We start from the raw sequence: 17,588 nt of genomic DNA, 5'->3' as shown, positions 1-17,588 counted from the left end.
TTTCCCTAAATGAGATAGCACAACTCAATAAGCCGGGAAGCCCATTGAGACAGTCCTGCAGCTCTTAACTGCAGACCCAGCAGGCAATACTGAGATATATGTGCCCGCTTCGGCGATATTTCCTTCTCCCTAGCATCATCGCTTCTCAAGCTCCGCTAAAGACTGTTAAACACCGCGCCTCTACCTCACTGGTAAAGTGAGGTCTTATTTAATTTTCTCTAATAGTCTACAACTATATAAATAATCTGTCAATCCTTCGTCCTGGGCACTATGTCAGGTATGATTTTCCTGGAGGTACCAATTCAAGCAGGTATTATTGCCGCAGATGATAGCTTCCCATTTGCTGGACCGGATGATGTGCTCTATATCAGTCTCTTTGGCCAGAAACAGTGTGATGAAAGAATCTATTACACTCATAAAAGCGTAATCCATCTGCTGATCGGTGATGATCAGCTCCGCATTTGAAAGCCCGAGAATCCCTAAAGGAGCAGCTTCCTTTAACGGCATGGAACCTTCTGTCAACGGGATGGGGCTGGAATAATAAATGCTTTCCGCCTGCTTTGAACCAAGAACATTCAACAGACTCCCCAACAGAAATACAGATGTCTGGTCCTCTGGCGGCAAATAAAGGTCCGGATCCATATAATTATCCAGAGCTTCGGCTAAATCCTTCCGTGCATACTCTTTCCTCAATCCCACAATCGCCGTCTGCAGGGCGAGTGCCAGTTCATCAAGTGAATTCAGCCCGCTGTCCTTCATCACCTTTTGCCATGATACAGGCTGGCCTTTTTCCAGGGCCTCTTCTCCACTTAAAAAAACGTCCTCTGAATCAGGCTGTGCCGCTGTCCAGCCGGCAGGCATCCTGACAAAGGGATGAAGCAGGATCGCACAGGACCTGAACGGTGCCGGGAGCTGTCCGAGAATTGGGGAACAGTGATCCAGCCATAAGTAATTTAACATAGACTGCCACCTCGCTTTTATTCGTTCACTTATTAAACGAAGGAGCGAGGAAAAGGTAACACAAAATGGTGACAGGCCGGGGGGACAGGTCCCTTGGCCCAAACGGGCCAGAGGACCTGTCCCCCCGGCTCAATTTTTCCTTAGCTGAACCTGGTCAATTCATTATTTACCAGGTTCAGCTTTCCGGCCAGCTGGCCATCGGGGTCCAGTCCCCAGACAGAAATCAGGACTCTGTCACTGGAAGGGAAGAACCTGAGTTCAAATAAATCAAAGTTGGCATAATAGGTTCTTGTGATGGTGGAGCCCGGTGAGCTTTCCGGCGCAAGCGGGTTTAGCTCCAGCACATAGAGATTCTGGGTGTCAGTCAGAAAATAGCCCTCGATCCTGACCGTTTCTTCCGTGTCACTGACGTTCTCAATTACAACATACAGCTGGCTAATCGGCCGGTCTGCTGAGGGCAAGTTGGCAATCGGCCCGGTAGTAACGAACGGCACTCCAGGCGGCACCCGCAGGAAAGGAATGAACTCAACCGGGCCCGGCCCTCCGATGTCATCCCCGCCAGGTGTGTTCGGCCCGGCAGGTCCCCAGTAATTGTTTTCCGAATTGACAGTTACAGCAGAGGCGTTGAATAACCCCCACTCTTCATTGCCGCTGAATGTGTTAAGCTGAATCACTGGCGGTGTCACTGCAGTAGCCTCGACGAAGATGCCAATTCTGTTTTCTAGAATCTCGTTCCTTGTCACCACTTGTTCTGCCGGGCTTCCGAGCCTCATTCCGGCATCAGTGGCCCCTTTAACGGCATTTTCCGCGATTTCTACCCGGCCTCTTACTTCCGGGCTTGTCGCGATGCCTCTCTTCACATTGGCAGCACCTCCCTCAGGTGCCTCAATTCTATTCCCCCGTACAAAGACATTTGCCGTTTCTCTTTTCACAGCGACCGCAGTACTTTCTTCACTCGGGGCTTGAATATTGTAAACCCGGTTACCCTCAAGGGTTACGTCATTGGCAAGCTGCTGCTGAGAGGTGCCCTCAATAGAAATGCCAATGGCCGGTGCAGAGGCACTCGCATGCCTGATCTCAGAGATTTCATTATCAGCTGCCCGAAGCCTTTCTATCGCACTCGTCCTGATTCCATATGTCCCTTCAATTGCCTGCCGGGCCGGTGTTCCAATTTCCCTGATGATGTTTCCGCGAATCTCCACATCACTCGGCGCAACAGCCTGGTCTATTAATCGGGTCCTGACTCCAACAGCTTCCGCGGAACCGCTGTAAAGCGGATTTGTGATCGTAAAGCCCTCAAGAACCACATTGGCTGCAGAAATCTCCACCACAATATTACGCTCTTCTTCACTGTTTCCATTCAAAAACGTCACTTCAGGCCCTCCACTGGATCTTACTGTCAGCGGTTTATCAATCCTGATAAGTGTCGGACCTGTAATATCTGGTTCCTCATAGGTACCAGGGTTCACAGTAATAATATCTCCAGGCTCAGCTCCATCAATAAAATCCTGAATGCGCTGGCCCGGATTTACGATGAATTCAGTCATAATATTTCATCCTCCTTCCTTATAAAATATGCAAGGAGAGGGGGAGTGCTTGGACAAGGCACTATTAATTGCTTGTCTGTTAAAGAGTGCGACTGTAAAAACGGGTTCTGGTCCGACTGCTATTGCTAGAAAAAGAGACATATCCAGGGATATGCCTCTATTATGTACATCCACTTTCAATCCGTTAAATTTCCATTGCATTTTGCACGTAAAGCAGCTGAACCCCTCAAACTTCTAAAGTGGCGCAGACAGAAAAAGAGCCGGGATCATCCCCGGCTCTCGCCTCATTAATCTAAGTCTTCGATTGAATCAGCTTCCACGTAAGAAGGAACGACAAGTCCTGTTTTCGCGCCTTCAAGGTTTTCACCAAGGCGTTCCATATCGTCGCCATACTGATCAAGATAGTCTTTATGTGTCAGCGGCAGCCAGCCGGAAACGGTCGCATCTGCGTCGCCATTGGCCACAGCTGTAAACATTGGGCCTGCATCCAATTGAACCATTTCCACATTATAGCCGATGCTTTCGAGCACTTTCGCTACTACATTGGTGCTTGCAATCTCAGAATCCCACGCCACATAAGAAAGTGAGATATCTTCCCCGCTTACTTCCTCTGCGCCGTTTGTCCACTCGGCTACTTTATCGCTATTGTCTTTCACCCATGTGTCAGCAGCTTCGGCAGGATCTGTCCCTTCCTGGATTGCAACCATGACTTCACCGATATCATCATTTGTCCAGAAAAATTGGTCAAGCACTTTGTAGGCACTTGGCTGGTCTTCTTCCAGGCCTTTGCGTGTGAAGGTTTCGATTTTCTCTGCTTCACCGTAGATCCCTTTAGGGTCTTCCAGATATTTCAGATCATACTTAGCGAACATCCAGTGCGGCGTCCAGCCAGTTACGATGATAGGCTCTTCATCTTTGATGGCGTTGTCCAGCTCAGCAGCCATAGCAGCCGAAGAAGACTCAACCAGTGTATAGTCTTCCAGATTATCATACTCTTCCAATGCTTTATTGGTTGCCGACATGATTCCGGCACCAGGCTCGATGCCAGTGATTTTGTAATCCACTCCATCACCGATCGTGCTGCCTTCCTCTGAATCTTGAGAATCATTTCCGCAGGCAGCCAATCCGACAGACAATGCAAGGATTGAAGCCAACCCGGCCATACGCAATTTTTTCATTGTGATACTTCCCCCTTAGTTTTTAGTGATTCTTATATTTTGAGAAATCCGGTCAAGCACGATCGCCAGGATGACGATGGCGAGACCAGCTTCAAAACCTGTACCGACTTTCAGCTGGGTCACGGCACGGTACACATCTGCACCCAGTCCCGGCGCACCTACAAGGGATGCGATAACAACCATGGATAGAGCAAGCATGATGCTTTGGTTGATTCCGGCCATGATGGTGTTCATTGCCAATGGCAGCTGAACCTTGAATAACTTCTGGCTTGGCGTTGAGCCAAATGCGTCAGATGCTTCTACAAGATCCTCCGGCACCTGGCGAATTCCGAGATTGGTCAATCGGATCGTTGGCGGCATCGAGAAGATGACGGAAGCAATGATACCTGGTACGACCCCGATCCCAAAGAAAATGATGGCCGGGATCAAATATACAAAGGCCGGCATCGTCTGCATAAAGTCAAGGATCGGCGTAAGGATGCTTTGCGCACGGTCGCTTTGTGAAATCCAGATTCCAATAGGAATTCCTATGATGATCGATATAATGACCGATGCCAGGACAAGGGCAAGCGTATCGATCGTGCCATCCCAATAGCCGAGATTATCAATCAGCAATAAACCTATAGCGGTAAATAATGCTATCGTCCAGCGGCTTACCCACCAGGCCAAGCCTGCAAATATCAAAATCAGCAGCAGTGCCGGTATCGATTCCAATACCATGACAAAGAATTCAACAACTGCTCCGATTCCATCTGTCAGGATGTCAAAGAACGGGCCCAGAATGTCTTTGATCCAGCTGACCGCACTATCTACCCAGCTGGCTAACGGAAGCTTCGGCAAAAATGTCATATGCTTTCCACCTCATTTCCCTGAACATCTGCATTAAGATCAGACTCCAGCCCTGCAAGTGCACCAAGTACAGCGCCCCTTACAATGACTCCCTTGAGCCGTCCTTCCTCATTGATGACAGGCAGCGGAAGTACAGCCGTAGCCACCTGCTCGAACAAGTCTACGAGAAGGGTCTCCGGTTTAATGGAATCGAGATCAGTAATGAGGATCTCTTCTAGGGTCTGCTGGTTCTTGACGGCAGCTGAAGCAGCTTCGATTGTGACGGTGCCGAGGAGCTTCTGCTTGCTGTCAACAACGAACAGATGGGATATCCCTTCATTTTTCATGACCTTCACAGCCACACGCGGACCGCGGTCGATGCGCACCATTTCAGGGCGTTTCATGACATGCTCTGCCGTTAGGACCTTCGAGAGGTCAACATCCTCAACAAACCGCTCCACATATTCATTGGCAGGGTTTGTCATGATTTCTTCAGGCGTACCGATCTGGACGATGTTCCCATCCTTCATCAGAGCAATTCGGTCGCCGATGCGGAGAGCTTCATCAAGATCATGGGTGATGAAAACGATCGTTTTCTCCATCTTTTCCTGCAGTTCAAGCAATTCGTTCTGCATATCTTTGCGGATCAATGGATCGAGCGCACTGAACGCTTCATCCATCAGCAGGATGTCAGGGTCGTTCGCAAGGGCGCGGGCCAGGCCGACACGCTGCTGCATACCGCCGCTCAGTTCGCTCGGATAGCTGTTTTCATATCCTTTAAGGCCGACAAGCTCTAATGACTCCATTGCCTTCTGTCTGCATGCGGACTTTTCTGCTCCTTGGATTTCAAGGCCGTATTCAGTATTTTCGAGAACAGTTCGGTGAGGGAATAATGCGAAGCGCTGGAATACCATGCTCAGTTTCTTCCGTCTTACTTCCCGCAGCTCTTGGGGGTTGAGCTTAACGATGTTCTTTCCATCAATATGTACTTCTCCATCGGTTGGGTCGATCAGCCGATTCAGCATCCGGACCAATGTGGATTTTCCGCTCCCGGATAATCCCATAATGACGAATATCTCCCCGGCATACACATCGAAGCTCGCTTTATTGACACCGACGGTCATTCCAGTCTTTTCAAGTATCTCCCGCTTTGATTTCCCCTCATTCAGGAGTCTGACTCCCTGATGGGGCGATTTACCAAAGACTTTCGTAACGTTTTGGACGCTTATTTTCTTTTCAGCCATAAATCCACCTCTAAACTTTGTTTATACATGACGATTTCTGTCGAATCGAACTGTTTTTCCAGCGTACTTAAAAAGTATAAGGGACTTTAGTTGCATACAACAAACCTATAAATCCATCAAATTCCATCAATAAAGTACGTACAGTTTGAACTGTACGTACTAAATTATCTTATTCTTAGATTTCTTCTGATATGCTCCCTTTTCCTCAACTTGCATTTACTTTACTTTAGTGGGTTCAAACTTTAAAATGAATCAAGATGAATGGATTAGCATAATTATCCTCTCATTTGTGACTAGAAATGGTGGTGTATCATGCATAACGAAGAATTGGTCGCACAGGCACGGGAGAGAGTCATTGAATCTGTCGCGAGAAACATGCATTTATACGGAGTTCCCGCCTCTATCGGGCGTATCTATGGAACCCTCTATTTTGAAAATAAACCCATGACATTGGATGAATTGAAGGAAGAGCTCGAAATGAGCAAAACCAGTATGTCCACTGGTGTCAGGACCCTGCTGGAATTAAATATGGTTGAAAAGGTCTGGCGAAAAGGAGAAAGAAAAGATTTATACCAGGTCAAAGGGGATTGGTACCAGAATTTCATCGATCGCTTTTGTACGCAATGGAGAAAAGGAACCCAGATGAACCTGGATGCCTCGCTTAGATCACTTAAGGACCTCGAAGAAGTCCTATCACATACAGAAGATGATGAAACGGTAAAGAAAGCCGAAAACCATCTTCAAAAGATCACTTACGCCATTGAATACTATACCTGGCTCAACAAAGTCATCGATCTTTTTGAATCAAGGGAGATCTTTGAACTGACAAAATCTGAGGATGAAAAAAAGGAAGAGTAGATGCTCTCCAAAAAGGTGCCTGCCCCCCGATGGGGCAGGCACCTTTTTGGATTAGGGGATCAGCGGCAGGCACTGGCTGGTTCAAGCTCTTTTCTGGAGCTGGATACACAGCTGGCGATAGGCATCTGATTCGTAGTCCATCCCTTTTTCATGGTAGGTTTTCGCCAGCCATTGCAGAGGTCTCGGATCAGCGGGCTTCAGCTCCATTTCCCAGCTGAAGCATTCAACCGCTTTATCCAGCTGGCTCAGTTCAAAATACAGCTCCCCAAGCTGCTGCATATCATCGGGATCTTCATAAAGCTTTTGCATCATATCAATTTTTTCAACTATCGCCAGCTTCTTATTCTTGTCTTTTAATGGCTTCAGCCAATTTTGGATATATGGCAGCTCATGAGTATTCAGCAGCGATATGACAAACTTTTTAAGGAGCTTGTCAGCTTTTTCAGGGAATCTGCTGATATATCGCTTGATGAGGGGATACAGCAGTTCAGGCTGGACAGGCTGAGTGTCCGGCTCCCACTCTTCCAGCATTTCCCCAACGGCATATATCTGAGAATCATCCAGCTGAAAAGCATTGGTTTTCATCAGTTTGAAAACTTTATCAGCAGCATGGTTTTGTATATATTTTTCTAATAGATCCTTTTGCAATGGAAGGAAGGCAGGCAATTGAAAAGATAAGGACTCTTGAATGTGGAGGGAATCTATTTCTGTATGCTGAGCTAGCAATCTTAAAAGATGGGCATAGCAGTCAGGTGAAGGTGACGCTATGAGTTTTTGTATGGATAAGGCGATGAGGTCCATCCAGCGGGACTCTTTTTCCAGCCGGTCAATAAGCTGCTGGAAGCATACTTCGTCCTCCCTCTGGGAATAGAGTGTTTTTTCTGCAAAGATGGGATCTTTGGCAAACAGTTTCTCAGGCTTTTCACTGTACTGCCAGGCATATTTACTGAAGATCATATCATTGCTATGCGAAACAGCCAGACTCGTTTTTGGGGCAAACTCCATGATCAGGCGGATCATCTGATAGCCTGAAAAATAGTCTCCATTGCGGCGGTATTCATAATAGACGGATTTAATTTCATTGAACAGATCCCTTTTGGGTATCAGTGATTCGAAAAAGGTAAGAATAAATGACTTTTCCTGGGGGGTGTATTGCCTTTCCAGCTTTTTTAGCAGCTGCTTAAAGCTGATGCATTGGCAAGGTTGATTAGAAGAAAGCAGTATTTTGATAAGCGGGTGGGGACTTTCGAAGACTATGCCTTTTTTAAAGGCGTGCTCAATGTAAGAATGGCGGCGGAGTTTCGTGGTTTTCACCGCTGTCAGGAAATGATATTTATAAAAGATAAGATAATAAACTTCATTCTTTTCACTGAACGCTTCAATTATCTGACCTTGCAGATAGAATGCTGCCCGCTCCGCTTTTAGACTGATCTGTTTTTTATGATCATAAAGCAAGAATTGATCCTGTCTCATTTCAAATCCCCCCTTATTTCTGCTGTAAACAATAACTGATCTGTATAAAATAACCCTCTATCAGTATTTTAGCATACGGAAGCGCCACACCCTAACTTCGGGTTCTGGCATACAAGTTCCTTCTCCCAAGGCTGGAGTCACATTGCCAGGTGCCCGCTGCCATTTTCCGGGCCGCATCTGATGATTGGTCATTGCATAGATGCTAAGTGCTGCTTGGAAGCAAAATAAAAAACCTGCAGTGCAGGCCTATTTTTCCAGACGGAAGTCTTTCTTTCCTTCATCTATAAATTCCGGTTTTTGAAACACACTATTGCCGTCCTGCCGGCTTTTCTTTTGATATTCACTGAATCCGGAGATCTCTTTTTCTTCCCAGATCCAACGTGCTTTCTTTTCCCCGCCGCTAACATAATACATATTATGGTTGATGCTGTTGCCTTCACTTTTCCTGAAAGGGCTGCTGATCAAAAGTCCCGATTCACCCGCAACCATGATATTATTCTTGATTGTATTATGTTTTGTATTGTATTGAATGAGCACTTGCCCGCCGTCCTGATATTCCCTGTCATTCTTATACAGTACATTATCAGTAATGCTGGATTTAACCGTATTGCCTCTTTCCTCGTCATACCCGCCTATGGCAATGCCGGCACTTCTATTTTCAAAGATTATATTTTTGCGGATACTTATCCCGCTTGTCGACTTCCCTTTATGTTCACTGGCTGCTTCGATGCCGATATCATTCTGATAGACCCGGTTCTCCTCAATTGTTATATCTTTTCCTCCATCCACATAAATGCCGCCGGCTGTATAATGGGGGCCATATGCAGGGTTGCCGTAGCTCGATATCCCGCAGACGGTATTATGGCTGACAAGTCCATTCCTGGCCTGGTCATAAGCCTCCCGGGGCGATGTTCCTTCAAATCCGATTATATCAATTCCGATGTTATTGCTCTGCCTGACGATATTTTTGGTCACTTTAAAATGGCTCACATTCCCGTTTAATACAATTGCTTCACTCCAGCCAAGCTTTAAGTCCTCTACGAGGTTCTCCGAGATCTCTATATCTTCAATTGCTTCCGGCGCCTTTGTTCCATAGACTGCAATCCCGTGGGCATTGCCGTTATCATGTAGCGTCTCAATATGGTGAACATGATTCCGCAAAATCCGGATACCCTTTCCGCTGCCGCTGACAGAGATGCCGATCGGCACCACATCTTCTTCCGCTGTTTTATAGTTTCTGACTTCAAACCCGGCAATCGTAATATAACTTTTATTATGGATGGATATCAGACCTTGGTTGTCCCCGTTTGCCTTAAGGCTTGTTCCGTCCAATACTGCTTTCTCTTTTTTATATGACTTAATCATAATAGGCGCATTCTTGGATCCGGATTCCCTGATAACAATCTGCTCCTTATAAATACCTTCTCTAACATAAACGACAGTTCCCGGCTCTGCTGAATCAGCTGCCTTTTGTATGTTTTTTAAAGGCTTTTGCTTGCTTCCCGAATTTTTGTCGCTGCCGTCCGGCGACACATATAGAATTTTTTTCGGGGAAGTCCCTGTCTCCGTTTCATTGATGAACATTCCGATGGCCAAAAAAACCAGGATTAGCGCCAGCCCTGCAATCCACTTATTCAATACTATTTCACTCCCGTCAGCTTCACTCCAGCCAGTCCCTTTTTAAGAAGAGGCATGGCAGCCTAGAAAATCAGCCTATTGCTATTTTCATCCTGCTTCATAATATCGGCAAAAACCTCATCCATTTCAATAGAAAAAAATTAAGCATATACCGCCGGCTGCCGCTTTATGCATCCCTTCATCATAACTAGAAGCCCAACAGCGCATGCTATGGGTGCAAGCTGCCTTTTGAAAAATCCTAAAAGCACAGCAAAGTCACAGGAATCCTGAATCAACTGTGCCTGCTATACAATGTTCCTCCCAGTTTTCTGAATTCTAAATATTCTATTGACATCATCATCCATACCATATAAATTAATGATAGTGATAATTATTATCAATTACGTTCAGAGAAGGAAGGAAAAACAAGATGAATGCCAAACGAAGATTTTCTATTTTTACAACATTCCTGATCGCCTTGCTGACTTTTGCATTAGCTGGCTGTTCAGATGATCAATCAAATGGAAACTCAGAATCTGCCGGGAATTCCAACACAGATAAGGCTGAATCCGAAGAAGCTTCTGCTGAGTATCCAATCGTAATCAAACATGCTTTTGGCGAAACTACTATAGAAGAAAAACCTGAGCGCGTTGCTACGATTGCATGGTCGAACCATGACGTCGCTCTTGCTCTAGGCGTTGTGCCTGTAGGCTTCTCTGCTGCAAACTATGGTGTTCAGGATGACAGCGGGATGCTGCCTTGGACAGCGGATGCACTGAAAGAACTTGATGCCGATACCCCTGTTATTTTCCAGGATACTGACGGCCTTGATTTCGAAGCCATTGCTGATGTAAGCCCTGATGTGATCCTTGCCGCATACTCAGGCATCACTCAGGAAGAATATGATACACTAAGCGAAATTGCCCCAGTTGTTGCCTATCAGACAAGCCCTTGGGTGGCCTCATGGCGCGAGCAAGTAACCTATAATTCAATGGGCTTGGGTATGGAAGAAGAAGGCAAGCAGCTGATTGCCGATACAGAAAAACTGATTGCAGATAAAGTGAGCGAACATCCGGAGGTCAAAGGGAAGAAGGCTGCATTCGTAAGCTTTGATGCTTCTGATTTATCCAAGTTTTATATCTACTCTCCAGCAGATCCGCGCGGTGCATTCCTTTCTGAGCTGGAGATGGAATATCCTGAAAGTCTCACAAGCCAAATGACTGATCCAAACAGCTTCTATATCGAAGTAAGTGCCGAAAATGCAGATATGCTGAACGATGCTGAAATTATCGTATCTTATGGAAATGATGAAACTCTTGCAGCCCTGCAGGCTGATCCTATCCTTGGAAAAATCCCTGCAGTAGAAAGAGGCTCTGTTGTCATCATCGGAGATAACACTCCTCTTGCAGCAGCAGGTACACCGAGCCCGCTCTCGATTGAATATTCCATTGACGAGTATCTGACATTGCTTTCAGAAGCTGCAGGCAAAGTTCAGTAAAATGAATCATACTTCCGTTTCAGAAAATAAGCAGCTGCATCTGCCGAAGCATTTCATCATGGTGCTGGTCCTTTCTATGGTCCTGCTCGGCTTATGCGTATTGGCTTCACTTGCTTTTGGATCCCGCATTGTGGGATGGAATGATCTGATGGACGGCTTATTCCATCCGGAAGCAGAGAGCCATGGAGCAAATGTGGTGCGCCAAAGAATTGCCAGGACTGTATTCAGCTTAATGTGCGGAGCGGCATTAGGAGTTTCCGGTGCCCTCATGCAGTCGGTCACCCGCAATCCAATTGCAGACCCAAGCATATTGGGAGTCAACACAGGGGCAGCATTATTCGTTGTCTGCGGAATTTCCTTTTTGGATATAGGCAGTGCTGGCCAGTATATCTGGCTTGCATTGGCTGGTGCATTCATAACTGCCATTTTTGTATTCGGAATTGGTTCAATGGGGAGTGGCGGTGCCACGCCCCTTAAGCTCGTTTTAGCGGGTGCTGCCACAAGTGCTGCGTTATCATCCCTTGTGATGGCGGTTATGATTCCCCGCTCCAACGTGATGGATCAGTTCAGATTCTGGCAGGTGGGCAGTGTCGGAGCAGGAAATTGGAACTCTGTCTCCATTTTCATACCCTTTCTTATTATTGGACTGCTGATTGCCGTCTTCACAGCTCCAGGACTGAATGCACTGGCACTAGGTGATGAAGCCGCCAAGGGGCTGGGAGTCCGGACAGGAACCCTCAGGCTTTCCGCTGCCTTTGGCGGCGTCCTTTTATGCGGTGCGGCGACAGCGCTGGCAGGCCCCATCGGCTTTATCGGCCTGTTGGCCACACACCTGATCCGGCTCGTCATCGGCCCGGATCTGCGGTTTGTCATCCCGATGGCTGCTCTTTCAGGCGCAGCCATCTTAACCATAGCAGATGTGTGCGGCCGGGTACTGGGAAGTCCGGGAGAGCTTGAAGTCGGTGTTGTTACAGCCTTTATCGGGGCTCCTATATTGATCTTAATTACTATGAAAGCGAAAATGCGTGCGTTATGATGAATGAATCCATGAATCTTATTATGATGGGCAGACTAAAGAGACGACGCCGGTTTGTCCTTGTCACTTCGCTTCTTGCCATGATCGCCTTCTCCCTCTGCGGGACCATGCTTATGCTGGGAAACACGATTTATCCTGTTTCAGATGTCATCAGCGTGCTGATGGGCGAAAAAGTAAAAGGCGCTTCATTTGCAGTGGGCACCATACGCTTCCCGAGAATGATTGCAGGTGTTTTTACAGGGTTTGCTTTTGGCGCTGCGGGACATGTCTTCCAAACGATGCTCCGCAATCCCCTGGCAAACCCGAATGTGATCGGCATAACAGCCGGATCCAGCGCCGCTGCGGTTTTTTGCATCACCGTCCTCCACGCGAGCGATACCTTTGTTTCCATCGCATCCATTATCGGCGGGCTTACTGCAGTGGCTGTTATTTTTCTATTATCAAAAGGTTCTTCTTTCTCAATAGGCAGATTAATCCTGATCGGGATCGGCATCCAGGCCATGCTTGATGCTGCCGTATCCTACTTATTGCTGATTGGCCAGCAGAATGACCTCCCTGCTGCCATGAGATGGCTGACAGGGAGCCTGAACGGGGCGAAAATGGAAGATCTTTATCCGCTCATGATTACAGTCCTGATCTTTGCCCCCATCATCATGATGCTCGGGAAAAGGCTGGATATGCTGGAGCTTGGGGAACAGGCAGCCACCTCACTCGGGGTAGATACCAATAAGACGCGATTGATGCTCATCATCAGTTCAGTGCTGATCATTGCATTAGCTACCGCGGCCACAGGACCGATCGCATTCATCGCGTTCCTTTCCGGGCCCATTGCCAAGAGGCTGGTGGGGGTTGGATTCTCTAGCATCGTCCCGGCAGGCCTTGTCGGCATCATTTTAGTACTGGCAGGAGACCTTATCGGACAGTTCGCATTCGATGCCAGATATCCTGTAGGTGTGATCACAGGCATTATCGGTGCCCCATATTTGATCTACCTGCTGATCCGAATGAATCGAAAGGGTGATTTATAATGAAACCGACACATGATTTCCGGGCTGAAGGAGTCACTGCCGGATATGATCAGAAAACCATCCTGCATGATATAAGCATCAGCATTCCCAGCAGCCAAATAAGCATCATCATCGGTGCCAACGGCTGCGGTAAATCGACCCTGCTCAAAACAATGGCAAGGCTGATCAAACCTGATTCCGGGCAGGTTACCCTGGGAGGTAAGCCCATTCATAAAATTCCGCCAAAACAGCTGGCCCGGGTCCTCGGGCTTCTTCCTCAAACACCGATTGTTCCTGAGGGAATAACGGTTGCAGACCTGGTTGGACGCGGAAGATTCCCGCACCAGTCTTTTCTGAAAGGCTGGACTAAGAAGGATTATGAAGCTGTTGCTGAAGCAATGGAGCTGATGAAGATCACTGAATTTGCCGACCGCCATATCGATGAACTCTCAGGCGGCCAAAGACAGCGTGTCTGGATTGCCATGGCGCTGGCACAGCAGACTGACATCCTGTTCCTGGATGAGCCGACAACCTACTTGGATATCACCTACCAGGTCGAGATCCTCGACCTGCTGACAGACCTTAACCGGAAGCACGGAACGACAATCGTCATGGTCCTTCATGATATCAACCTGTCTGCCCGTTATGCAGACCATATTTTTGCTCTCGATAAAGGAAAGCTTGTGGCAGAGGGAGCGCCATCAGAGGTTATTACAAGCAAATTGATCGAAGATATTTTCGGCCTTCACTGTACGGTTGTAGAAGACCCTGTTGCAGGATGCCCATCTGTAGTGCCTATAGGGCGCCATCATGTCAAAAGGGAATTTGCCTTTAATTGATTTGCCGAAAAATCAAAAGGGCCTGGTCCCAGCTTTACTAAGCTGGGACCAGGCCCTTTTTGGTCTCTATTTAAAATTCTTCCTTTTCAATTGGATGTGAGGCCTCATAAATCAGTACATCCAGCTCTTCTGTGTAAGCTGCTGCCTGTTCCTCTGACCAGCTGAATTCTTTTTTCATGAACATGATCACAGCATCCTTATGTTCCCGGACCCACCCGATGTCAAAGAAGAGGGCCCCTGTCCTTCTGATGAAGAAGTCGGCAGGCTTGTAGGCCATTTCGTAGTCAATGCTGTATCTTAAGCCAGCGTAGACGACTGGATCAAGATTTTCTGCCAAAGCCTTTTCTTTGCCGTTTTTATAGATATCAAAGACGATGTCCACGTTGGAGCCATAGCGCTGAACAAGCTTCCTTGCTGCTTCTTCGGTCAAGCCCAGCTCTTTTCCTTCGCTCACTTTGTTTGTCATAAATGACTTAAATCCTTCAGAACCGCCCACATCGCCGCCCGATATTGGCAGGTGCATCGTGGCTGTTTTAGGATAGTCTGCTTCATCTTCTTCACCCAGCTGCTTTGCCACTAGATCGACGATGCTTTCCGCCATTTTCCGGTAGCCTGTCAGTTTGCCGCCGGCAATGGAAATGAATCCGGAATGCGACACAAAGATTTCGTCCTTGCGCGAGATTTCAGAAGGTGATTTCCCGTCTTCATGAATCAGCGGCCTTAATCCGGACCAGCTTGATTCCACATCATCAGCCGTGATCTTCACATCAGGGAACATGAAGTCAATCGCACCAAGGACATAATCCCGGTCTGCCACCGTCATTCTTGGATGGGCAATATTCCCTTTGTAGACCGTATCTGTGGTGCCTACATAAGTCTTGCCTTCACGCGGGATGGCAAAGACCATGCGGCCGTCAGGCGTGTCAAAGTACACGGCCTGTTTCAGCGGAAATCTTTTGCTGTCGAATACAAGATGGATCCCCTTCGTCAGCTGCAGCGATTTGCCTTTTTTGCTATGGTCAATTTCCCTCAGTGTGTCTACCCATGGGCCTGCTGCATTGACGATTTTCTTTGCCCGGATTTCCTGTACCGTTCCATCGGTCAGATCTTCCGCTTTCACACCTGCCACTGCACTGTTTTCATAGACAAGATCAGTGACTTTCATATAATTGAGTGCAATCGCCCCTTTTTCAACCGCTTTTTTCATGACTTCAAGAGTCAGGCGGGCATCATCTGTTTTATATTCAACATAATAACCTGCGCCATTCATCCCCTCGCGCTTTAACAGCGGTTCCCGCTTCAGGGCTTCTTCCGGCTTCATCATTTTTCTTCTTTCGTCCTTTTTGACACCGGCAAGGAAGTCATATACCCTCAGGCCGATATTCGTTGTGAATGGTCCGAAAGTGCCTCCCTTATAGAACGGAAGCAGCATCCATTCCGGTGTGGTGACATGCGGCCCGTTCTCATACACAATGGCCCGCTCTTTGCCGACTTCTGCGACAACCCCAATTTCAAATTGCTTCAAGTAGCGCAGTCCGCCGTGGACAAGCTTTGTGCTTCTGCTGGATGTACCGGCAGCAAAGTCCTGCATTTCAACGACAGCCACCTTCATCCCTCTCAGGGCGGCATCCAGCGCGATTCCAGCGCCTGTAATCCCGCCGCCGATGACAAGAAGGTCCAATGGCCCCTTCTGTATTTTTCCCTTTATATCATGTCTTTGTAAGTTGGTGAATTTCATCAAATCAGTCCCTTCAGGATCATCATATTCATGTTTCAGCCCGGCTCCAGCCTATGAGGAGCTGTCTTGTTTTTTAAGCTCTATAAGTCCCATACCCGAAAAACAAAAAAAGAGACCACAAATCAGCCCTGCTTTTCGTTGCCGAAAAATAGAGCGATGTGGTCTCTCGAGTTCTCCATCCAAATATATTAACTTGTTTTTAGTATACCATAATAAAGCTGAAAATTAAAGCATTCCAATCGTTTTGTGGCACATTATGGAAATTGACTTCATTTATACTCACGGGTGGCCGCCACAGCTTTTTTCCAGCCTTTATAGAGTTCTTCGCGCGTCTCTTCGGCCATTTCTGCCGTGAAAGTGCGGTCCTTTTTCCAGTGTGCTGTGATTTCCTCTTTTTTGGACCAGTAGCCTACAGCCAGGCCGGCTAGGAAAGCAGCCCCCAGTGCGGTCGTTTCATTGACAACCGGGCGGTCTACAGGGGCGCCGAGGATGTCGCTCTGGAATTGCATCAGGAAGTTATTTTTGACCACACCGCCGTCTACCCGCAGGGATTTCACCTCTGTACCGGAATCTGCAGCCATGCTGTCCAGCACATCTCTTGTCTGATAGGCGAGCGATTCCAGGGTCGCCCGGATAAAATGCTCTTTTGTCGTCCCCCTGGTCAGGCCGAAAACCGCACCGCGGGCATCGCTGTCCCAATACGGTGTCCCCAGTCCGACAAAGGCAGGGACCACATAGACGCCTTCTGTAGAATCGACCCTCAGTGCATACTGCTCGCTGGCTGAAGCACTGTCGATCATCCTCATGCCGTCGCGCAGCCATTGGATGGCCGACCCCGCTACAAAGATGCTGCCTTCAAGTGCATATTCAACTTTCCCATCCACGCCCCATGCAAGCGTCGTAAGCAGCCCATGGCTCGATTTAACAGGTTCTTCACCGGTATTCATCAGCATAAAGCAGCCGGTTCCGTAAGTGTTCTTCGCCATCCCTTTTTCAAAGCAGGCCTGGCCGAACAGAGCGGCCTGCTGATCGCCGGCGATGCCCGCAATCGGGACATTATGCCCGAAGAAGTGATAGTCCACTGTATGGGCATACACTTCAGAAGATGGGCGGACTTCAGGAAGCATGCTTTTTGGTACAGTCAGGATGTCAAGAAGCTCTTCATCCCACTTCAAATCATAAATATTGTACATCAAGGTCCGGGAGGCATTGGAATAATCAGTCACATGAACCTTCCCCCCGGAAAGCTTATATACCAGCCAAGTATCAATGGTGCCAAACAGCAGATCGCCGTTTTCTGCCTTCTCTCTTGCACCTTCCACATGATCAAGAATCCACTTTACTTTTGTACCTGAAAAATAAGGGTCCAGAAGAAGGCCGGTTTTACTATTGAACAGATCATTATATCCCTGCTCCCGCAGGTCGCGGCAAATAGGCTCTGTCTGACGGGACTGCCAGACGATGGCATGGTAAACAGGCTTCCCCGTGTGCTTATCCCAGACAACCGCGGTTTCACGCTGATTCGTGATGCCGATGCCCGCTATTTCCTCCGGTCCCACATCAGCCTTCCGCAGGACGGATGCCATACAGGCAAGGATCGAGGTCCAGATTTCGCTGGCATCATGCTCAACCCACCCTGGCTTTGGAAAAAATTGCTCAAATTCCTGCTGAGCCGTTTCCACAATCTCACCGTTTTTATCGAATAATATGGCACGGGAACTGGTTGTGCCCTGATCAAGTGCCAAGATGTATTTCCCCATAGATA

General features: G+C 47.7%; 14 protein-coding genes and 1 riboswitch. Of the genes, 5 read left to right on the top strand and 9 right to left on the bottom strand.

Features of this window, described 5'->3' with window-relative positions; all coding sequences use genetic code 11:
• Positions 1–7: 7 nt before the first annotated feature.
• A riboswitch (Lysine riboswitch) is annotated at positions 8–191 on the bottom strand.
• A gap of 82 nt (positions 192–273) precedes the next feature.
• The 5 genes from Q9R36_RS11840 to proV form a co-directional block, all read right to left on the bottom strand.
• Positions 274–960 carry a DUF2711 domain-containing protein gene (locus tag Q9R36_RS11840; protein ID WP_311225166.1) on the bottom strand — a complete coding sequence of 229 codons (687 nt, stop codon included), beginning with the start codon at positions 958–960 and terminating at the stop codon, positions 274–276.
• A gap of 140 nt (positions 961–1,100) precedes the next feature.
• Positions 1,101–2,507 (bottom strand): right-handed parallel beta-helix repeat-containing protein, encoded by a 1,407-nt coding sequence (locus Q9R36_RS11835; RefSeq protein WP_311225165.1) that lies wholly within the window; start codon positions 2,505–2,507, stop codon positions 1,101–1,103.
• A 287-nt stretch (positions 2,508–2,794) separates the two neighbouring features.
• Positions 2,795–3,685, bottom strand: a complete 891-nt coding sequence (locus Q9R36_RS11830) for a glycine betaine ABC transporter substrate-binding protein (RefSeq protein WP_009794666.1) — start codon at positions 3,683–3,685, stop codon at positions 2,795–2,797.
• A 15-nt stretch (positions 3,686–3,700) separates the two neighbouring features.
• The gene (locus Q9R36_RS11825; RefSeq protein ID WP_009794667.1) at positions 3,701–4,534 is read right to left on the bottom strand and encodes an ABC transporter permease; all 834 of its coding nucleotides are present in this window, start codon (positions 4,532–4,534) and stop codon (positions 3,701–3,703) included.
• Positions 4,531–5,757, bottom strand: a complete 1,227-nt coding sequence (gene proV, locus Q9R36_RS11820) for a glycine betaine/L-proline ABC transporter ATP-binding protein ProV (RefSeq protein WP_009794668.1) — start codon at positions 5,755–5,757, stop codon at positions 4,531–4,533. The genes Q9R36_RS11825 and proV overlap by 4 nt, the downstream gene beginning before the upstream one ends.
• A 312-nt stretch (positions 5,758–6,069) precedes the next feature.
• On the opposite strand from proV, the gene Q9R36_RS11815 reads away from it, so the two are divergent.
• Positions 6,070–6,615 carry a GbsR/MarR family transcriptional regulator gene (locus tag Q9R36_RS11815; RefSeq protein ID WP_009794669.1) on the top strand — a complete coding sequence of 182 codons (546 nt, stop codon included), beginning with the start codon at positions 6,070–6,072 and terminating at the stop codon, positions 6,613–6,615.
• Positions 6,616–6,696: 81 nt separating this feature from the next.
• On the opposite strand, the gene Q9R36_RS11810 is transcribed toward Q9R36_RS11815, so the two are convergent.
• Together Q9R36_RS11810 and Q9R36_RS11805 are read right to left on the bottom strand one after the other, a co-directional pair.
• On the bottom strand, positions 6,697–8,088 hold the full coding sequence (locus Q9R36_RS11810) for a hypothetical protein (RefSeq protein ID WP_094767815.1): 1,392 nt from the start codon (positions 8,086–8,088) through the stop codon (positions 6,697–6,699).
• 246 nt (positions 8,089–8,334) lie between these two features.
• On the bottom strand, positions 8,335–9,726 hold the full coding sequence (locus Q9R36_RS11805; RefSeq protein WP_311225164.1) for a DUF1565 domain-containing protein: 1,392 nt from the start codon (positions 9,724–9,726) through the stop codon (positions 8,335–8,337).
• 409 nt (positions 9,727–10,135) lie between these two features.
• Between Q9R36_RS11805 and Q9R36_RS11800 the strand changes: the two genes are divergently transcribed.
• From Q9R36_RS11800 to Q9R36_RS11785, 4 genes are read left to right on the top strand one after another with little or no spacing between them, the layout of a single operon-like run.
• The gene (locus tag Q9R36_RS11800; RefSeq protein ID WP_009794673.1) at positions 10,136–11,203 is read left to right on the top strand and encodes an iron-siderophore ABC transporter substrate-binding protein; all 1,068 of its coding nucleotides are present in this window, start codon (positions 10,136–10,138) and stop codon (positions 11,201–11,203) included.
• Position 11,204: 1 nt separating this feature from the next.
• Positions 11,205–12,239: a FecCD family ABC transporter permease gene (locus Q9R36_RS11795; protein ID WP_311225163.1), complete on the top strand. Its 1,035-nt coding sequence runs from the start codon at positions 11,205–11,207 to the stop codon at positions 12,237–12,239.
• Positions 12,236–13,267, top strand: a complete 1,032-nt coding sequence (locus tag Q9R36_RS11790; RefSeq protein ID WP_009794675.1) for a FecCD family ABC transporter permease — start codon at positions 12,236–12,238, stop codon at positions 13,265–13,267. Before Q9R36_RS11795 ends, Q9R36_RS11790 begins: the two co-directional genes overlap by 4 nt.
• Positions 13,267–14,085, top strand: coding sequence for an ABC transporter ATP-binding protein (locus Q9R36_RS11785; protein WP_101548521.1), 819 nt, complete (start codon positions 13,267–13,269; stop codon positions 14,083–14,085). Before Q9R36_RS11790 ends, Q9R36_RS11785 begins: the two co-directional genes overlap by 1 nt.
• Before the next feature lie 70 nt (positions 14,086–14,155).
• Here the strand turns inward: Q9R36_RS11785 and Q9R36_RS11780 are convergent, their stop codons facing one another.
• Together Q9R36_RS11780 and glpK are read right to left on the bottom strand one after the other, a co-directional pair.
• Positions 14,156–15,823: a glycerol-3-phosphate dehydrogenase/oxidase gene (locus Q9R36_RS11780; RefSeq protein ID WP_311225162.1), complete on the bottom strand. Its 1,668-nt coding sequence runs from the start codon at positions 15,821–15,823 to the stop codon at positions 14,156–14,158.
• A gap of 269 nt (positions 15,824–16,092) precedes the next feature.
• On the bottom strand, positions 16,093–17,583 hold the full coding sequence (gene glpK / locus Q9R36_RS11775; protein ID WP_009794678.1) for a glycerol kinase GlpK: 1,491 nt from the start codon (positions 17,581–17,583) through the stop codon (positions 16,093–16,095).
• Between the last annotated feature and the right edge of the window lie 5 nt (positions 17,584–17,588).

The sequence above is a fragment of the Bacillus sp. AG4(2022) genome, assembly GCF_031844465.1.
In the GTDB taxonomy this organism is placed as follows: domain Bacteria; phylum Bacillota; class Bacilli; order Bacillales; family Cytobacillaceae; genus Bacillus_AB; species Bacillus_AB infantis.
Note: the sequence above shows the minus strand (reverse complement) of the source record. Positions and strands in the feature narration are given on the sequence as shown.

Excerpts from the sequence above, each read along its gene's own strand:
- Q9R36_RS11800 (WP_009794673.1), top strand. The coding sequence starts at position 10,136 with ATGAATGCCAAACGAAGATTTTCTATTTTTACAACATTCCTGATCGCC.
- Q9R36_RS11785 (WP_101548521.1), top strand. The coding sequence starts at position 13,267 with ATGAAACCGACACATGATTTCCGGGCTGAAGGAGTCACTGCCGGATAT.
- Q9R36_RS11795 (WP_311225163.1), top strand. The coding sequence starts at position 11,205 with ATGAATCATACTTCCGTTTCAGAAAATAAGCAGCTGCATCTGCCGAAG.
- glpK (WP_009794678.1), bottom strand. The coding sequence starts at position 17,583 with ATGGGGAAATACATCTTGGCACTTGATCAGGGCACAACCAGTTCCCGT.
- Q9R36_RS11780 (WP_311225162.1), bottom strand. The coding sequence starts at position 15,823 with ATGAAATTCACCAACTTACAAAGACATGATATAAAGGGAAAAATACAG.
- Q9R36_RS11810 (WP_094767815.1), bottom strand. The coding sequence starts at position 8,088 with ATGAGACAGGATCAATTCTTGCTTTATGATCATAAAAAACAGATCAGT.
- Q9R36_RS11790 (WP_009794675.1), top strand. The coding sequence starts at position 12,236 with ATGATGAATGAATCCATGAATCTTATTATGATGGGCAGACTAAAGAGA.
- Q9R36_RS11830 (WP_009794666.1), bottom strand. The coding sequence starts at position 3,685 with ATGAAAAAATTGCGTATGGCCGGGTTGGCTTCAATCCTTGCATTGTCT.
- Q9R36_RS11840 (WP_311225166.1), bottom strand. The coding sequence starts at position 960 with ATGTTAAATTACTTATGGCTGGATCACTGTTCCCCAATTCTCGGACAG.
- Q9R36_RS11825 (WP_009794667.1), bottom strand. The coding sequence starts at position 4,534 with ATGACATTTTTGCCGAAGCTTCCGTTAGCCAGCTGGGTAGATAGTGCG.
- Q9R36_RS11835 (WP_311225165.1), bottom strand. The coding sequence starts at position 2,507 with ATGACTGAATTCATCGTAAATCCGGGCCAGCGCATTCAGGATTTTATT.
- Q9R36_RS11815 (WP_009794669.1), top strand. The coding sequence starts at position 6,070 with ATGCATAACGAAGAATTGGTCGCACAGGCACGGGAGAGAGTCATTGAA.
- proV (WP_009794668.1), bottom strand. The coding sequence starts at position 5,757 with ATGGCTGAAAAGAAAATAAGCGTCCAAAACGTTACGAAAGTCTTTGGT.